General features: G+C 64.7%; 19 protein-coding genes and 1 tRNA gene. 15 read left to right on the top strand and 5 right to left on the bottom strand.

From position 1 onward, the window contains the following. Positions 1–7: 7 nt before the first annotated feature. The 4 genes from NA12_RS07495 to NA12_RS07480 are packed head-to-tail and all read left to right on the top strand — an operon-like array spanning position 8 to position 3,569. On the top strand, positions 8–397 hold the full coding sequence (locus NA12_RS07495) for a hypothetical protein (protein WP_067447739.1): 390 nt from the start codon (positions 8–10) through the stop codon (positions 395–397). After that, positions 394–2,127, top strand: coding sequence for a replication initiator (locus NA12_RS07490; protein ID WP_067447737.1), 1,734 nt, complete (start codon positions 394–396; stop codon positions 2,125–2,127). The genes NA12_RS07495 and NA12_RS07490 overlap by 4 nt, the downstream gene beginning before the upstream one ends. 12 nt (positions 2,128–2,139) lie before the next feature. Next, a complete protein-coding gene (locus NA12_RS07485; RefSeq protein ID WP_067447735.1) occupies positions 2,140–2,349 on the top strand; it encodes a helix-turn-helix transcriptional regulator in 210 nt (69 codons plus the stop codon). Then, on the top strand, positions 2,349–3,569 hold the full coding sequence (locus NA12_RS07480; RefSeq protein WP_084472480.1) for a site-specific integrase: 1,221 nt from the start codon (positions 2,349–2,351) through the stop codon (positions 3,567–3,569). Before NA12_RS07485 ends, NA12_RS07480 begins: the two co-directional genes overlap by 1 nt. Positions 3,570–3,610: 41 nt before the next feature. Here NA12_RS07480 and NA12_RS07475 read toward each other — a convergent pair. Both NA12_RS07475 and NA12_RS07470 read right to left on the bottom strand, forming a co-directional pair. After that, positions 3,611–3,685: transfer RNA gene (locus NA12_RS07475), tRNA-Cys, on the bottom strand. An 86-nt stretch (positions 3,686–3,771) separates the two neighbouring features. Further along, complete coding sequence (locus tag NA12_RS07470) at positions 3,772–4,401, bottom strand: Rv0361 family membrane protein (RefSeq protein ID WP_067447733.1); 630 nt, start codon at positions 4,399–4,401, stop codon at positions 3,772–3,774. A gap of 391 nt (positions 4,402–4,792) precedes the next feature. On the opposite strand from NA12_RS07470, the gene NA12_RS07465 reads away from it, so the two are divergent. Continuing rightward, positions 4,793–5,872, top strand: coding sequence for an alpha/beta fold hydrolase (locus NA12_RS07465; RefSeq protein ID WP_067447731.1), 1,080 nt, complete (start codon positions 4,793–4,795; stop codon positions 5,870–5,872). A 1,549-nt stretch (positions 5,873–7,421) separates the two neighbouring features. On the opposite strand, the gene NA12_RS33555 is transcribed toward NA12_RS07465, so the two are convergent. From NA12_RS33555 to NA12_RS07455, 3 genes are all read right to left on the bottom strand, one after another. Beyond that, a complete protein-coding gene (locus NA12_RS33555; protein WP_157106383.1) occupies positions 7,422–7,574 on the bottom strand; it encodes a hypothetical protein in 153 nt (50 codons plus the stop codon). Between the two features lie 836 nt (positions 7,575–8,410). Then, the gene (locus tag NA12_RS07460; protein WP_067447729.1) at positions 8,411–9,220 is read right to left on the bottom strand and encodes a protein phosphatase 2C domain-containing protein; all 810 of its coding nucleotides are present in this window, start codon (positions 9,218–9,220) and stop codon (positions 8,411–8,413) included. Further along, positions 9,217–10,050 (bottom strand): RNA polymerase sigma factor sigma-70 region 4 domain-containing protein, encoded by an 834-nt coding sequence (locus tag NA12_RS07455; protein ID WP_067447727.1) that lies wholly within the window; start codon positions 10,048–10,050, stop codon positions 9,217–9,219. The genes NA12_RS07460 and NA12_RS07455 overlap by 4 nt, the downstream gene beginning before the upstream one ends. A gap of 150 nt (positions 10,051–10,200) precedes the next feature. Between NA12_RS07455 and NA12_RS07450 the strand changes: the two genes are divergently transcribed. The 10 genes from NA12_RS07450 to NA12_RS07410 are packed head-to-tail and all read left to right on the top strand — an operon-like array spanning position 10,201 to position 15,035. Beyond that, positions 10,201–10,647, top strand: coding sequence for a hypothetical protein (locus NA12_RS07450; RefSeq protein ID WP_067447725.1), 447 nt, complete (start codon positions 10,201–10,203; stop codon positions 10,645–10,647). Beyond that, a complete protein-coding gene (locus NA12_RS07445) occupies positions 10,644–10,916 on the top strand; it encodes a hypothetical protein (RefSeq protein WP_067447723.1) in 273 nt (90 codons plus the stop codon). The genes NA12_RS07450 and NA12_RS07445 overlap by 4 nt, the downstream gene beginning before the upstream one ends. 2 nt (positions 10,917–10,918) lie before the next feature. Next, complete coding sequence (locus NA12_RS07440; RefSeq protein ID WP_067447721.1) at positions 10,919–11,518, top strand: DUF2637 domain-containing protein; 600 nt, start codon at positions 10,919–10,921, stop codon at positions 11,516–11,518. Positions 11,519–11,543: 25 nt separating this feature from the next. After that, positions 11,544–11,723, top strand: a complete 180-nt coding sequence (locus NA12_RS07435; RefSeq protein WP_132370173.1) for a hypothetical protein — start codon at positions 11,544–11,546, stop codon at positions 11,721–11,723. Next, positions 11,723–13,030 carry an FtsK/SpoIIIE domain-containing protein gene (locus NA12_RS07430; protein ID WP_067447717.1) on the top strand — a complete coding sequence of 436 codons (1,308 nt, stop codon included), beginning with the start codon at positions 11,723–11,725 and terminating at the stop codon, positions 13,028–13,030. The genes NA12_RS07435 and NA12_RS07430 overlap by 1 nt, the downstream gene beginning before the upstream one ends. Next, positions 13,027–13,347, top strand: coding sequence for a hypothetical protein (locus NA12_RS07425; RefSeq protein ID WP_132370175.1), 321 nt, complete (start codon positions 13,027–13,029; stop codon positions 13,345–13,347). Before NA12_RS07430 ends, NA12_RS07425 begins: the two co-directional genes overlap by 4 nt. 2 nt (positions 13,348–13,349) lie before the next feature. Then, a complete protein-coding gene (locus NA12_RS07420; RefSeq protein ID WP_067447712.1) occupies positions 13,350–13,544 on the top strand; it encodes a hypothetical protein in 195 nt (64 codons plus the stop codon). After that, a complete protein-coding gene (locus tag NA12_RS07415) occupies positions 13,541–14,218 on the top strand; it encodes a DNA cytosine methyltransferase (RefSeq protein ID WP_067447710.1) in 678 nt (225 codons plus the stop codon). Before NA12_RS07420 ends, NA12_RS07415 begins: the two co-directional genes overlap by 4 nt. Further along, entirely contained in the window at positions 14,215–14,391 is a 177-nt protein-coding gene (locus NA12_RS33550) for a hypothetical protein (RefSeq protein WP_157106382.1), read from the top strand. The genes NA12_RS07415 and NA12_RS33550 overlap by 4 nt, the downstream gene beginning before the upstream one ends. Beyond that, the gene (locus NA12_RS07410) at positions 14,388–15,035 is read left to right on the top strand and encodes a hypothetical protein (RefSeq protein WP_067447708.1); all 648 of its coding nucleotides are present in this window, start codon (positions 14,388–14,390) and stop codon (positions 15,033–15,035) included. Before NA12_RS33550 ends, NA12_RS07410 begins: the two co-directional genes overlap by 4 nt. The last annotated feature ends 31 nt before the right edge of the window (positions 15,036–15,066 follow it).

The raw sequence follows: 15,066 nt of genomic DNA, 5'->3' as shown, positions 1-15,066 counted from the left end.
GCACACCATGAACGCTCAGACGGTCGGGACCGAAGACGAAGCGGCGGTGCTCCTGTTCGGGCGTGAGGTTCTGCCGCCGCACGAGCAGGCGTTGTTGGGGTGGCTGCTGGATCAGCCTGGTCGGTCCTCGCTGTGGCTGGCCGATGAGTCCGGCCTGGGTGTCGGATCGGATGCCTTCCGGCAGATGTCGAAGCGGTGGCGCGGTTACGGGTTCCTGGACGCGGTGTGGGTGGAGGAGTACGAGACCCACGCCCCGAGGGCGACCGACTTCGCCGCGATGGTGATGGGCATGGACGCCGTGGAATGGGTCCTCTACACCGTGCACGGAGTCGAGCCGGTCGACCTCGACGCCTACGCCGAGGAGTACGAACTGGCGGCAGGGGAGGGCGTGGCATGACCACGGCTCCGATCATCGGCCTGGCGCCGAACCGTGAAACCGCCGCCGACCGCCGAGCGATGCCCGACCTGACCGACATCGCTCAGTACGCGGCCGACAAGGAAGGGATCTGCGCGCGGGTCGTGCCGATGCGGGCGTTCGACCCGATCACCTCGAGGACCTCCTACGTCGGTGCCCCGTGCAAGGCGACCGTGGCAACGACCTGCCCGGCGTGTGCGAAAGCGAACAAGTACCTGCGCGTCACCCAGCTCCGGGAAGGCTGGTGCGCGGACCACGAACCCGTCGACGCCGAACCGGTTGTCACCGAAGCGCAGCAGGCCGTATTCAGTACTCGCGCAACCCTGTTCACCGAATACCACGAAGCTCGCCGCACCGAGGAACACGAGCTGGCCGAGTCGATCAAAGCTCTGGTGGCCGACCTCGACATCGAGCTGCGTGAACTCGGTGTCCGTGGCCGACTCCCCGCCCTGGATGCCAAGCCACGCCGCAAAACCAAGTCCACCCGCCGTAGTGCCGACCTGCCGGATCTGCCGCGTCTGAAAGTCGATAAGACGCTGACGATCGGGCAGGCATACGCGGACGGCAAACACCGCCCCTCGACGTTCTTCACCCTCACCCTGGACTCGTTCGGCCGGATCAACCAGGTATGGGACCCCAAGGCGGGCAAGGACGGCAAGGGCGCCATGGTCTCCGATGGTTCCCCGCGTGATCCGGAGTCCTACGACTACGCCCGCCAGGCCCGCGACACCATCCACACCTCCAAGCTGTTTTCGACGTGGATCGAGAACCTTCGTCGGGCGGTGGGCTGGAACGTCCAGTACTTCGCCACCGTCGAACCACAGCGCCGGGCCGCTCCACACCTGCATGTGGCGTTGCGTGGCTCGTTCTCCAAGAAACTGCTGACACAGGTCACCGCGGCTACGTACCGCACGATCTGGTGGCCCCACTTCGACAAGCCCGTGTACGGCGAGGGTCGGATGCCGGTCTGGGACTATTCCGCCGGCACTTTCGCCGACCCCCGGACCGGTCGACCGCTGACCTACTGGGATGACGCGCTGGCGGTGATGGATGAGGTAGATGAACTCGATCCCGCGCACACGCTCAAGTTCGGTGCGCAGTCCAAGCCCATCCAGATCCTGGCCAACACCGACAGCATGGACTACAGCGTTCGGTACCTGACCAAGTACCTCACCAAGAGTCTCGGCGAGCTCCTGACCCCCGGATCTCGTCGGGTCGCCGAACACTACGACCGGCTTCACGCCGAGCTGAGTGTGACGCCGTGCTCGGACACCTGCGGGGTGTGGCTGACCTACGGCATCGTTCCTCGCGGCGCGACGGAGAAGACCCAGCCGGGCAAGTGCAACAAGAAGGCCCACCGCCGCGACACCCTCGGGCTGCCCGGTCAACGGTGCTTGGTCTCGAGGAACTGGACCGGCAAAACCCTGCCCGACCACAAGGCCGAACGGCTCGAGTTCGTGCGCCAGTACCTCGCCGCCGTGGGCATCGTCATGGCCGATACCTCACACCTGCGGATCACTCCGGTACGACCAGGCGACAAGGACGCGCCTCCTCGCGCGCAGCTGGTCATGAACCTGGTCACGCGCAAGATCAACGAACGCGCTCAGTACACGATGGCCCGTCTCGCACAGGACGAAGGACCACCAGGTGTTCCACGTGAAACCGTTGTGCCACAACAGATTTCAGATGTTCAGCAATCCGAAGCAGCATAGGGAGGAACCACGATGAATGCCGAAGACTCGTACCTGAGGGCCAAGGACTGCGAAGCCCTGACCGGCATCCCTGAGGGCACCTGGCGTTGGTGGGCGCACGTCGGCAAGGGGCCGGATAGCTTCAAGCTCGGCGCTCGTCGGCGGGTGTGGCGTAAGTCCGTCGTGCTGGCCTGGATCGCTGAGCAGGAACGGGCCACCGGCAGTAACTCGATGGCTGCGTGATGGCTAAGACGAAGCGCAACCCGCGTACTGGTATCGAGGATCGGTGGTTCCCGACTGTCACGGTCATCGACCCTGCGACGGGCGAACCGCACAAGCAGAAAGTCAAGTCTGAGGAGCGGTACGGCAAGGGAAAACGGTGGCGGGCTCGGTACGTCGACCCCAATGGGGCCGAGCGGTCGCAGTCCTTCACGACCAAGAAGGAGGCTCAGTCGTGGCTTGACAAAGAGGTCACGACGAAGGTTGAAACCGGCACCTGGGTTGACCCTGACCGTAGCGGTGTCACGTTCGAGCTTGTCGCTGAAAGGTGGATCGCCACAAAGCAATTCAGGAAGCCGAAGACGGTCGTCGGGTACCGATCGTTGTTGGACAACCTCGTGTTGCCGCAGTGGCGAACGGTGCCGCTACGGGAGATCGATTTCGAGGACGTTCAGGACTGGATCGTGAACCTGTCGGCGTCGGGCAGTGTTCGGTTCAAGGACAAGGGGCTGTCGGCGTCGCGGGTCATCCAGGCGTACCAGGTGTTCGGCCAGGTTCTTCGGTTCGCGGTGAAGTCGAAGCGGCTGGCGGTCAATCCCGCGCTTGGTGTCGAGCTGCCGACATTGAAATCCAGCGAGCGGCAGTACCTCACCCACCTCGAGGTGTTGAGGCTCGGGATAGCTGCCGACCGGTTCCGGCCGATGGTCTTCACCCTGGCTTACACGGGTATCAGGTTCGGGGAGGCCTCCGCACTGCGGGTCAAGGACGTTGATCTGCCCAATCGGCGCATCTACGTGTCTCGTTCAGCAAGTCCCGTTTCCGGCCAGGGGACCGTGATCACCGACACCAAGAACCACACCACGCGGGCCGTTCCTGTGCCGAGGACCCTGAGCAAGGATCTCGAACCGCTCATCGAGGGTCGCCCCGCCGATGAGCCGCTGTTCGCGAGCTCCCGGGGGCCTGGCGCGGTCGTGGACTCCAACGAGTTCCGCAAGTTCTTCGATGAAGCGGTGCAGTCGACCGGGCTCGATGGCGTCATACCCCACGGGCTTCGCCACACTGCGGCTTCGTTGGCTATCAGCGCCGGGGCGAACATCAAGGTTGTTCAGCGGATGCTCGGGCACAAAACGGCCACGCTGACCCTGGACTTGTACGGCCACCTCTTCGCCGACGACCTGGACACGGTCGCGGACGCGATGGATGCCGGAGCTCGATCTGCTGCGGACGAACTGCGGACCGCATGAGGCAAATCGAGCCCCGGCGTCAGAAAAACAGCTTCTGACCTTGGAGCGAGCGGCGGGAATTGAACCCGCGTTAACGGCTTTGCAGACCGTTGCCTCAACCACTCAGCCACGCCCGCCTCGCCATTGATATTGCCGTGCCGCGATGCTCGCGACGAGGGTTGAGATCAGCGTGATCGTAATGTCGGCGGCGGCGGGTGCCGGGTCAGTGTTTGTTGGCCGGTGCCGAACAGATCTTCCAGGTGCCGTCTTCCTTGGTGAGGTGCTCCTCGGTGCTCGACTCGGTGTTGGGCTCCTCGCCCTCCACCGACAGCGTCAGCTGGCCGGTGACCGTCGCCTTCGCGTTGTCGCCGGTGATGACGATGTCTTTGACCTCGTCGATCGACACCTGCACCGTCGCCCGTTCGAACTGCGCCCGCTGTTCGGGGCTGAGATTGTCGATCTCCGTGCGATCCGCCTGGCAGGCCAGCTGCGCGGCGGCGATGAAACCGTCGGAATCGAGCGTGTCGTAGAAGTCGCGTACCGCGACCTCGATCTGCTTGTCGTCCGACGACAGCGGCGTGCGCCCCTGCAATGTCAGCACGACGCCCGTCACCAGCAGGCCGATGATCACCAACGCGATGATCCCCAGCATGACGAACAACCCGGTCCGCTTCTTCTTCGGCGCGGGCGCGGGGATGAATACATCCGGCCCATCCGGATACTGCGGGCCCGATGATCCCGGCGGCCCCCCGAACCCCGCGTGCGGATAGCCCGGCGGCCCGGACGGGATCCCCGGATCCTGTGGCGGCTGTTGACCGAAGGGAGGCTGTTGTCCCTCGGGCGGATTCGTCATGGCAACGCTCCTGATGTCATCGGGGACGTCGGCCCCCAAAACGTATGGAATCGTGCGAGATCAAACCGAAAATCGAACTGTGTTCACGCCGGGAATCGGCACCGCGACCTTCTGCGCTGACGCGAGCCTCGGCCTATTCGTGCGGGTACAACTAGCCCTCGGCGTACCGTAACCTGCCGATCCGGCCCGGCCAAATCTTGCCGATCATCCGCCACGCCCCCGGAGGGGTCAGGCGCAAGCGCCGCAGTCGACTGTCGTGGACGCGGGCACTGGAGCGATCACGACTACTCGTCGCAATCGCTGTGGCTTGCAACTATTCCCCGTCGGCGTTACCGGGCGGGCACATCCACGGCCTTACTGTGTCGTTCAGTTGCAATAAAGGAGCTGTCCGATGCTTGCCTTGCTCACGTCGTTGTGGACGGGTATATCCAGTGCGCTGTTCGATGCTCACCGCGCGAACTTGCGGTCGCGTTCCTACTCGACCGCGGCGTTCGATCCGCCGACTGTCGCCAGCCGGGTCGTCCCCGTGGTCACCCGGGACGGAGCTCGGCTGCGGGTGCGCTCCTATGGGCCCGACGACGCACCGGCCATCGTCCTGGTGCACGGCTGGACCTGCGCGCTCGAATACTGGAATCCCCAGATCAACGCCTTCGCCGGTGCGTACCGCGTCATCGCCTACGACCAGCGTGGGCACGGTGCCAGCGAGTTCGGCCCCAGCAAGCTCAGCATGGAATTGCTCGCCGACGATCTCGCCGATGTGCTCGACGCGACCCTCGCTACCGGGCAACGCGCGGTACTGGTCGGCCACAGCATGGGTGGTATGACGCTGCAGGCGTGGGCCGGCCGCTACCCGGAACAGGTTGTGAAACAGGCACATTCGGTATTGCTCGCCAATACCGCCGCCGCGCGCCTGATTCTCGAGACCACCGTGGTGCCGCTGTTCAATCGTCCATCCCGGCTGCTGAAACGCGAAGTGCCGCTGCCGTTCCTCCTGGGCCGCGTCGGCATCGGCTTCCCGATCGTCTTTCCCCCGATCGCCCCGGTGAAGTGGCTGTTCGCCCGGCAGATCATGAGCACCGCCGCCGAGGGGGACCTGCTCGCCTTCGGTATGAATATCGTCCGGTCCTGTCCGGCCCTGGTTCGAGCTCGTTTCGGGTTGCTGGCAGCCGATATGGATCTGGGCGAATCCGCGCGAAACCTGGTGGTGCCCACCTCGATCGTCGCCAGTGCCTTCGATGACGTGATCCCGATCGCGCACTCCGACCGGATCGCCGAAATGCTCTGTGCAACAGGCAGTCTCGTTCGAATGGCGATCTTGCCTACCGGTCATCTCAGCAGTATCGAAGCCCACCGCGAATTCAACGCGGAGCTGACGCGATTGGTCGAGGCGGCATACCCCCGCCCGAAGGGGGCGGTCGACCAGGCATCGACAACCGGCGGACAAACGGCAACGGCTCCCGTGCCCGCCTGATCGATCTGTCCGCGGCCGATCCGATCAGGTCTGTGCGCCGGTACGCCTGCCGACGCTGTGACAACTCGTGACATCGAGGCCGGCTGACGGTCCGGACGAGAAAGGCCCCCGACCGCTCGAGAGCTGGTCGGGGGCCTTCTTCGTGTGTGCCCTCGGCAGGAATCGAACCTGCGGCCTTCTGCTCCGGAGGCACACTATGCCAGGCCGGGGGTGTACCCAGAGGTCTGGTTGTGAGGCAAAACGTGGTGCTCATGTCTGCCCCTGTCCGTCCGAAACTGCCCCTGTTGTGTCACCGCCGTGTCATTGACCCTGCGCGCGCTGATGCGGGCCCGGTCAGTGTCTCCAACTCGCGCAAGAGGCCAGCGGCCCGTCCCCACGCGACGGTCTGATAGCAAATAATTACCAAGATCGCAATTCGGCACACCGTTGGCGACAGGGGCGACAGGAGCGTCTTTTGGCGACAAGAAAACTCGGCGAAGTCCATAAGGTGTCCCATATGGAACGCTGGCGGACGAAATTACATGCTTTGCATGTAAAAGATGGGTAGAGGCTTAGATTGGCCGTGAGAGTAGTGCCAGGTCAAAGCATGTGAGCGGCATGTGAGCAGGATCACTATATTTTTTTGATAAACCCGTCTAGCTGCAACGATGGTGCTCGGGGCGAAGGCGAAACCACAACATTGTGATTCACAACCGGTTGTGGTGCCCGGAACGGCTCGACACAAGGTGTAGTGTTCCAGGCAGGTCAGGCGAGGGTCGCACAAAAAAGCGACCAGCCTCACTTGGATGAGAATCCGACGTAAGGCTGGTCGCGTACGCAAACTTGGCGGAATGCAAGCGCGACCATAACACCTTGGTGGCTGCTTCGCCATATGCGGAGTAGCCAGTGTCGGATGGCCTGGCCATTCGAAAGGATCAGATCGTGCCACAGCGCAAGACTGTTCGTGTTACCCGCACCACGCGCACTGTTCGCGTTCCCGTCCGTATCACTCGTGTGGTTCGCACGGTGACCGTGAAGCCGACTCGGTAAGGGGCGGGCGATGAGTAAGCCTCCCCAGGTGCCCAAGGAGGGCGGCGGTCAGAAGGATCGTGACCGCAATAACGACGGCCGATGGCGCGAAAAGCGCAGCGACGCCGGCAAGAAGCGGAAGTAGTTCCAGAATCCGAGGCCCTCAGCCGCTATCAGCGCTGGGGGTTTCGGCCTTTTGGCCCTGTTCTGGGTTGGGGTGCACACACCTGGGCTGGCTCACCGCCTGCCCGCTACGGCCTGCCGTTCCCGCGCAGAGGCTCGCAGGTCAAGGGTTGCTCAGCAATCAGCGAAGCTGACGCCATCGGCGCCCTTGAGGTGTGAGGGGCGCGGGATCACAATGCAGGCCAACCCAGAACAGGGCCACGCGGCCACCGGTCGCGATACCACCACTCTCACCGCGGATTCCGTTCAGCAATTCACCGGGCGGGGTTCCTGGCCGAGGGGTCGACGTCGTTGGCGACCCGCTACCGGCTTCGTTGACGGCGGCCAGGAAGTGAAGGGGGCCGAAGCCCCCAGGCGGTCAGTAGGTGTCGGCCATCAGTGCGCGGGTCTCGATGTAGGCGTCGTAGCAGTCCTGGCAGGCGAGGTCGGGAGCCCAGGGGCCGGGGGTGTGCTCGGGCAGGACGGTGGTGGAGGGTGCCGTGCAGGCCGAGCAGGTGGCGGTGGTGATCATGGTCGGGGTTCCTCTCCGGTTGGGGTGGTCTGGCTCTGTGTCGGTGGAATCTGGGCTCGCCCAGACCAGGCCGCACCCGCCCCGGCAAAGGCTCGCCACCCGAGGTGGTCACCCGGCAGAGTGCTCAAGGGGAGAGAGCGTCCCGAAATACCGTCGCCGCTGGTGACCACCTCGGGTGGTGACACGTCTTGGTCTTTGCCGGGGTGGGTGTGGTCTGGTATGCCATCGGCAGATTCCGTCGACACGGAGACAGGCCGCACCAGGCGGAGAGGAACCCTGGTGACCATCGCTGCTATCCGCGGTGGGTATGGCGCAACCACATCCGGTCGACGGACACGATGCCGACCGATGGGCTGGGACTGGATCAGCGAGGACAACCACGCCGGGAGCGCGGCAGGCTGGTCTATGAGGCAAGCGACGAAGTCGTGCGGCAGCACCGTATGGGACTCGGTGGGCTGGTAGCTGTCGATCGGGCAGATGCCGGCCGATTCGTGCCCGGAAATTCCGTTCAGCAATTCCGGCCTGGCCGTGTCCGGGGCCTCGTCAGCAGCTCGGGTCGGTGCTGTGTGAGCTGGTTGGAGTCCCGGTTCGCCTGCTTTCGGCGCAGGGTGCCGCCGACGTGCCGACGCGCCGGACGGTGAGGTACGAGCAAGGCCGCTGCGCGTCGAAGCGCGGCGGCGGCGCTCTGCGCCGCCGCAGGCGCTCTTGACTCTATATAGCGAATTTCAGCAACAACTCCGTGAAGGTGACGGAGCTGTACAGCTCGGTGCGTCGTGAACCTGGCGGTGAACTGATCTACGTAGGTGTCCGTGTGCGCCAGTGACCGAGAGCGGTGGCTACGAACTAGCGAAACGCATGACTGCAATGGTTTTGTCGTCGTGGCGCTTGGCTCGCGGGAGTGCCTGCCCATCGGGATCGGCCTGGGCCTCCCATATGTGCACGTCGCGGAGTAGCTGGGCCAACTGCGGGGTGGACATATGTGCGACTTCGGGCCACCGCATTCCCAGAGTGGGGATGAGGTCGAAAGCACCATCAGTCGCGGCGATGACCCATGCGACCTCTGCGAGTGGATACCGGACATGGAGGGCATGTTTGGCGGCGCCGGGCTCGGCTTCGGCGATCCAGTAGCCGTCTGGTCGGTTGCGCCGTGCGCGTTCGGCGGCTTGGAGCTCCTGCAAGACCTTCCGGTGTCGTCCGCTGTAGCCCTGCCCGTCTGCCAGGAATCGGCGGTACAGGTCTGCCTCCGGCAGTTGAAGCTGCGAAAGACGATCGTCGGTATGTACTTTCACACCCCCGGCGCGCAACCCGACGATCACTGATGAGTCCCCCAAAACCAGGGCGTCGACGGTGTCAGGTTTGATGCGGACGAGTGCCACTGTGCTCGACGGGGCGATCCCCGGTTCGATTCCCAGCGCATCTACCGCCCTCGCTATGGACTGCTCGAGGATGTCGGCCAACGGTGACGACTCATCATCGATCGACTGAACGAGGTCTGACGCGAGAAAGTCGACGTAGGCCCCTGCGGACGGCATCGCGGGATCGTGAGCGGTAGCGCCATCGAGGACGATCATAGCGCCGTCGGTGACGACCAGACGGTCCTCGTCGGTGCTGGCAGGTAGCTGCGCGGTTTCGACGGTGATGCTCATGTTGCTACCGAGTACGGGCCGACGAGAAGCCGACTGCCGGTGACGTGGAAGTCTTCATCGAACTCGCACTCGATGATGCAGTCGGTGAGCTGTGCGGCTGGGTCATAGACCCTGGACAGGTTGGCGCTTAACCAGTGCGCCACTCCCTCAGAACCGACTGCGGTGATGCCCGCGATGTGGACGATCACGCGGTTATCAGTGATCCGGCGTGAGAGATAGCCGATGTCCTTGCGGGTGCCGTCAGTGCGATATGGGGACAAGTGTCGGCCTTCGCCGTGGTTGTCGACAATCGCCCACCCGGCCTCGGTGCGGTCGAATGCCAGCAGCGGATCGTTGTCGAGCAGGTTGCGAGCAATCGGTGCCGACTTCGGACCACAGACGATGATGCAATCGCCAGGTGGAACACGTTCGGTGTCAGGCTTGATGTCGAATTGTGTTGTAGCAAAGGACAATTCACCTAGCTTGCGCAGAAGGTGGTCCCGTGTCGCCTCGTCGTTGCTGTCGATGTATGGGCGTTCCCGCCCCTCTTCGACACCGATGCGCCGGGGCACCCCGATCGCCACGGGGCCAACGCCGAAGAATGCCCGCTCGGGAGGTGGGGCAGACGTACGTATCTGGCTGATCCGCCCCTTAGTCAGACCGAGCCGTTCGCCGATCTCGGAGAAGCTCAGGCCAAGGTCTCGGTTGGCCTGCTCGATCGCAGCCTTGCGTAGGCGGGCGAGCTCGGTTGAGCGCTGCTGATAGACCGCGATGAGTTCGCCAGCGCGTTGCCCGCGCCGGATCGGGTCCGGGTCGCTGCGGATTGCGTCGAACTCATCCTCGATAGCCACGACTCAGAGTTTAGAACCCCTTGACGACTTGCGCGGCGTGCCCTAGCCTTGGTTTATACCCCCTAAACCGCCACGGACTACCGCAGACCCTGATGGTTTAGAGGGGGTAAACCGAAGATCTGTTTATGCCACTCGACAAGGAGATATGACATGGCACTCAAGGACATGTGGATTCCGACCGACTTCGCCGCCGTCTTCCCCCAGGGCTTGATGCTGGTGGGCGCGATCGAGGCGGACGAGGAGTTCAGCAGCGACCGCAACGCCCCGCGGCGCCAGAAGCTCGACATGGATCGCGATGGCAACGGCTCCCGCAAGCGCATGTGGAAGGCCACGGTCATGGACCCGGCCGGTGCGGGCAAGGGTGCGAAGAACACCGGCCTGGACATCACCTTCATCTCCGATGCCATGCCGACGCCTCCGGCAAACGAGGTCGCGCCCGGGTTCTGCCCGATCGCGCTGGAGGGGTTGATGCTCAAGCCGCGTGTGGTCGGCAACGGCGAGTTCAAGTCGATCGGCTTCTACATCCGCGCGACCGGCATCGTCGGCGACAACTCCGGTGCCAAGGTCAACGAGCCCGCCGCCCGCAAGGCCGCGTGACCGCCATGTCGTACCTGACTGTAGATAGCGAGCATTCCGGTGTTGAGGGCGTGCGATACGTGGCCGCGCACACTGCTGATACCGGCATCGGCAAGCCGTTCGAGATGGCGGCGTATGTCCGGGTGAGCTTTGCGGGCAGTGCGAAGTTGATCCTCGATATCGAGGATGTTCGCCTGCTGGCTGAGCGGCTGCCGGACATGCTGATGTCCCACGATGCCGCTGAGCATGCCGCCAAGGAACAGGCTGCCGCGATCGCTGAGGCGGCGTAGCGATGGACACGGCGGATCAGCAGTCCTCGGGTATGCGGTGGGCTCGCTGGTCCGCCGTCCTCATCGTCCTGGCCATCGGAGGGGCCGCGTTCGTCCTGTCGTTCGCGGCCCTGCGTGACCTCGCGGTCATGGCCCACACCCCAACCGGTCTCGCGTGGCTGTTCCCGGTGATCGTGGACGGCACCATCATTCAAGCCACGATCGCTGTGCTGGCCCTGGCCGACAGTGACGAACGAACTTTCTTCACTCGTGTCTTGGTCGCCGGGGCAACAGTGTCCATCGGCGGCAACATCGCTCACGCGCTGGTCTCCGGTCATGGCGTCCTCGCTGCCGTCTTGGCGGTGATCGCCCCGGCCGCTCTGCTGGTCGACACTCACGGCCTGGCCGTGCTGCTACGCACCCGCAACACCACCGCACCCGCACCAACGCCCATCGCCGCTGCGGTGGAACCCGACTCCGCCGACGATCCCGCGCCCGATGTGGTGCCCATCTTTCCGGCGCCCGCTCCGGCCTTCTCGCCGGTGCAGACCTTCCACACATCTCCGCGTTCGGTGGCTCCGTTGCTGCCTGTCGCGGTTCCGATCCCGACAGGGGGCAACTGACATGTTCGACCACATCTCCGTCCGAATGTCTGGCCGATCCGCCGGACGCTACGTCGCGGTGAACTACGACTCGACCTGGAACACCGTCGATGTCACCTTCGACACGCATCAGGTCACTCTGTCGGTGCTCGATGCGGCCGCGTTGTCCGACGCGATCACCACTGCTTTGGACACCTACTCCTCGAACCTTCGGGTGGTGCGGTGATGGTCACGACCATTGTTGCGCTCTCCACGGTGATCGCCGCGGGCGTGTTGTTGTGGTGGCGTCACCTCGACGGCGTCATCTACCCCGGCCAGCAGGGCGATCCCCTCGAAGGAGTGCCGGCGGATTTGCGTACCGCCGCGCTGATCCTCACCGATGCCCGTCACCTGTCGCTGATGTGGCCGGTGCTGGGGCTCGGGTCCGAGGGGAACTGGCCGAACGTGTTGTCGGCGGAACTGATCGAGTCCGGCGCTGCGATCGATGTGCAGATGGTCGGCGGGCAGAAGCTCTCCGATTGGACCAACGACGAGACCACCGATGCTCTCGCGCAGTACCTCGGTGTTCCGAAAGTCCTGGTGTCCCAAACTTCGCCGGGGTTCCTGCGGGTCGAGCTGCGCACGTTCGACACCCTCGCCGCGTCGGTCACCGCGCCGGGTGTGGCCTCGACCGGGGTCGATCTGGAAGCCGTCCCGGTAGGGATTCGTGAGGACGGCCGTACCTGGCTGTTGCGTGTCCTCTACGCCCATATCCTGCTCGCCGGGGCGATGGGTTCGGGCAAGGGTTCAGTGCTGTGGTCGCTGATCAACGGGGTCGGTCCCGCGATCAAGGCCGGGTTCGTGGATGTGTGGATGGCAGACCCGAAGGGCGGCATGGAATTCGGTCGCGGTGAACGGCTGTGGATCAGGTTCGAAACGACCGCTGACGGCATCTTGGCGATGCTCACCGAGGCCGTGTCGGTGATGGACGAACGCGCCGCTCGACTGCGCGCCGCTGGCGTCCGCAAACACGTACCGACGATCGATGAGCCGCTGATCCTGATCGTCATCGATGAGGCTGCCGCGCTGTCGTCGTATGCGACTCGTGAGCAGCAAGAACAGTTCCGCCAGCTCACCGGGCTGTTGCTGTCGAAAGGCCGTGCGGTCGGTGTCTCGGTGATCGCGGCGTTGCAGGACCCGTCGAAAGAGACGATGCCGAACCGGCAACTGTTCCCCGTCCGGGTCGGTTTGCGCCTCGATGAGCCGACTCAGACCGCGATGGTCCATGGCCAAGGGGCGAAAGACCGGGGTGCGTTGTGCCACGAGATCCCCGACACCACACCCGGTGTCGGCTACGTCGGCGAAGACGGGACCACCGAGTTCGTGCGGGTCCGCGCGTTCTGGATCTCCGACGACCAGGCCGACGCGATCGTTGATGCGTACGCCCCGATCCCGATGGCGCCTCCGGCCACTGTGGATGACGATTTCGACCCGTCCACCTTCGACCCCGACCACATCCCTGGCGAGGACGACGGGCAGGGGTGGGCGGCATGAAACGTGGCCTGGTCACCGAATCGCATGTCGTCATCTACTGCGATACCTGCGGCGATGTCCTCACCGACGCCGATGGTGAATCGATCTGCTTCGACTCCACCAACCAAGCCGTGTCCTTCCTCGGCGTGAAGCTCGGCGGCTGGGTCTACGACGGCGACCGGGTCACCTGCGACGCCTGCACCGCGACCGCTGAATGCGAAGCGAACGGGCACCGCTGGCCCCCAACCTGGCAGCAGGCGATCTGGCCCGCCTCCACCGCCGAAGCCGCCTGCAACACGTGCGGCATCACCAAATCCGAACTCACCCAGGAGAACTGACCATGGCCCGCAAGAACACCACCCGCACCGACAACGACCTCGCCGACGTCATCGACTTCGCCGCCCGGAGCCGGTGCCGGTCCGAAGCCCGCGGCCTCGACCCCCTCGCCGTCGCGGTCACGATGCTCGCCGAAACCGGTACCGCGCCGGCATGGAACGACTACGACGATTACGCCGGTTGGGACGACGCGGCATGAACAGCCCCTCTCGCCCCCGCCTGCTGGATCTGTATTGCAAGGCTGGTGGTGCTTCCATGGGCTACCACCGCGCGGGCTTCGACGTGACCGGTGTCGACATCGAACCGCAACCGCGCTACCCGTTCACCTTCCACCAGGGCGACGCGCTCGAATTCCTGACCGCTCACGGTCACGAGTTCGATGCCATCGCCGCGTCCCCACCGTGCCACGACCATTCGACCCTGTCGGCGTTGTGGGGTCCGAAGGGATCCGGATGGCTACTACCCGCCACGCTGGAAGCTCTTGCCGCACAGCCGGTCCCGTGGATAGTCGAGAACGTCATGGGTGCGAATATGCGTGCTGACATCGTGTTGTGCGGCAGCATGTTCGGGCTGCGGACCTACCGGCATCGTCAGTTCACCATCGACCCGCGGATTCCCCTGTTGCCTGCGGTGCCGTGGCATCCCGCCCACACCGTCCGAGCGAGTTCCAAGAAGCGCCGCGTGGACTTCGACGCCGGCATGCACATCACCGTCACTGGCCATGTCGGCGCCTGGCTCGGACCGGCGTGCATGGGCATCGACTGGATGACCGGCCCCGAACTCGCCCAGGCCATCCCACCCGCCTACACCCACCACCTCGGTCTGCACCTGCTCGACCACCTCGACAACACCACCGACTTGGAGGCGGCATGAACACCAGCGACACACCCAAAACCGCTCGCAGACAACCGAACCCGGTAGTGGCCGCTGCTGCCGCCCAGACCCGCACGCGTCGCAAGAAGGTAGTCACCGTGCCGACCGATCCCACGCCAGGACAGCTTCCACTGTTTCCCGTGTCCGACCTCGATCCGGAGGCCCACCGATGAACACCACCACCACGACTACGACCACGCATGACCCGGCGGGCGAAATCCTCGACGCCGTCCTCACCGCGGCCGGTCGACTGCTGCTGTCGGTGTTCACCCTGGCGTGGTGGGCGATCCTGTTCCCGATGGTCTCGGTGCCCGCCGGCATCGCTGTCGCGGCTGGTTGGTTCTTCGGCTGGCCTGCTGGGGTCGGGGTGGCTGGTGTGGCGGTCGCGGGGATGGTGCTGTGGCGAGTGTCGAGCCCGCAGACCTTCGAGCGCTGGTTCACCGGCCGTGTCCGGTCCCGGTTCCTGGCCTGGTTCCGTTACCGGCGTCGCTGGGCCACCATGACCGCCGCGTGCGGGCTGTCCACCCGTGACGGCGACCGGGTGTTCATCCCGCGGCTCGTCTCGGTCGAGATCGGCGAATCCCTCGACATCGTCCGGGCCCGGATGCTGCCCGGTCACTGCCCCGATACCTGGACCAACCGTGCTGACCACCTCGCCCACGGGTTCGGCGCTCAGAAAGCCAAGGTCGGGTTCGTCGGCCCTGGGCTGGTCGAGATCACGTTCCGGCGCTCGGACTCGTTGGCTGACCCGGTCGTGGTGCCGTTCGAATCGATGGCCGGATTCAAGACGATTCCGTCGACCCGCAAAGCCGCATGACCAACCCCACCACCGCGATCGAGGGAGGCCG

The organism is Nocardia alba NBRC 108234 (genome assembly GCF_001612665.1).
In the GTDB taxonomy this organism is placed as follows: Bacteria; Actinomycetota; Actinomycetes; order Mycobacteriales; family Mycobacteriaceae; genus Nocardia; species Nocardia alba.
This window is presented reverse-complemented; position numbering and strand designations above follow the sequence as displayed.

Coding starts and splice junctions, on each gene's coding strand:
- NA12_RS07470 (WP_067447733.1), bottom strand. CDS start 4,401: ATGACGAATCCGCCCGAGGGACAACAGCCTCCCTTCGGTCAACAGCCG.
- NA12_RS07495 (WP_067447739.1), top strand. CDS start 8: ATGAACGCTCAGACGGTCGGGACCGAAGACGAAGCGGCGGTGCTCCTG.
- NA12_RS07425 (WP_132370175.1), top strand. CDS start 13,027: ATGAAACGTGGCCTGGTCACCGAATCGCATGTCGTCATCTACTGCGAT.
- NA12_RS07465 (WP_067447731.1), top strand. CDS start 4,793: ATGCTTGCCTTGCTCACGTCGTTGTGGACGGGTATATCCAGTGCGCTG.
- NA12_RS07415 (WP_067447710.1), top strand. CDS start 13,541: ATGAACAGCCCCTCTCGCCCCCGCCTGCTGGATCTGTATTGCAAGGCT.
- NA12_RS07490 (WP_067447737.1), top strand. CDS start 394: ATGACCACGGCTCCGATCATCGGCCTGGCGCCGAACCGTGAAACCGCC.
- NA12_RS33550 (WP_157106382.1), top strand. CDS start 14,215: ATGAACACCAGCGACACACCCAAAACCGCTCGCAGACAACCGAACCCG.
- NA12_RS07420 (WP_067447712.1), top strand. CDS start 13,350: ATGGCCCGCAAGAACACCACCCGCACCGACAACGACCTCGCCGACGTC.
- NA12_RS07440 (WP_067447721.1), top strand. CDS start 10,919: ATGGACACGGCGGATCAGCAGTCCTCGGGTATGCGGTGGGCTCGCTGG.
- NA12_RS33555 (WP_157106383.1), bottom strand. CDS start 7,574: ATGATCACCACCGCCACCTGCTCGGCCTGCACGGCACCCTCCACCACC.
- NA12_RS07485 (WP_067447735.1), top strand. CDS start 2,140: ATGAATGCCGAAGACTCGTACCTGAGGGCCAAGGACTGCGAAGCCCTG.
- NA12_RS07450 (WP_067447725.1), top strand. CDS start 10,201: ATGGCACTCAAGGACATGTGGATTCCGACCGACTTCGCCGCCGTCTTC.
- NA12_RS07460 (WP_067447729.1), bottom strand. CDS start 9,220: ATGAGCATCACCGTCGAAACCGCGCAGCTACCTGCCAGCACCGACGAG.
- NA12_RS07410 (WP_067447708.1), top strand. CDS start 14,388: ATGAACACCACCACCACGACTACGACCACGCATGACCCGGCGGGCGAA.
- NA12_RS07480 (WP_084472480.1), top strand. CDS start 2,349: ATGGCTAAGACGAAGCGCAACCCGCGTACTGGTATCGAGGATCGGTGG.
- NA12_RS07435 (WP_132370173.1), top strand. CDS start 11,544: ATGTCTGGCCGATCCGCCGGACGCTACGTCGCGGTGAACTACGACTCG.
- NA12_RS07430 (WP_067447717.1), top strand. CDS start 11,723: ATGGTCACGACCATTGTTGCGCTCTCCACGGTGATCGCCGCGGGCGTG.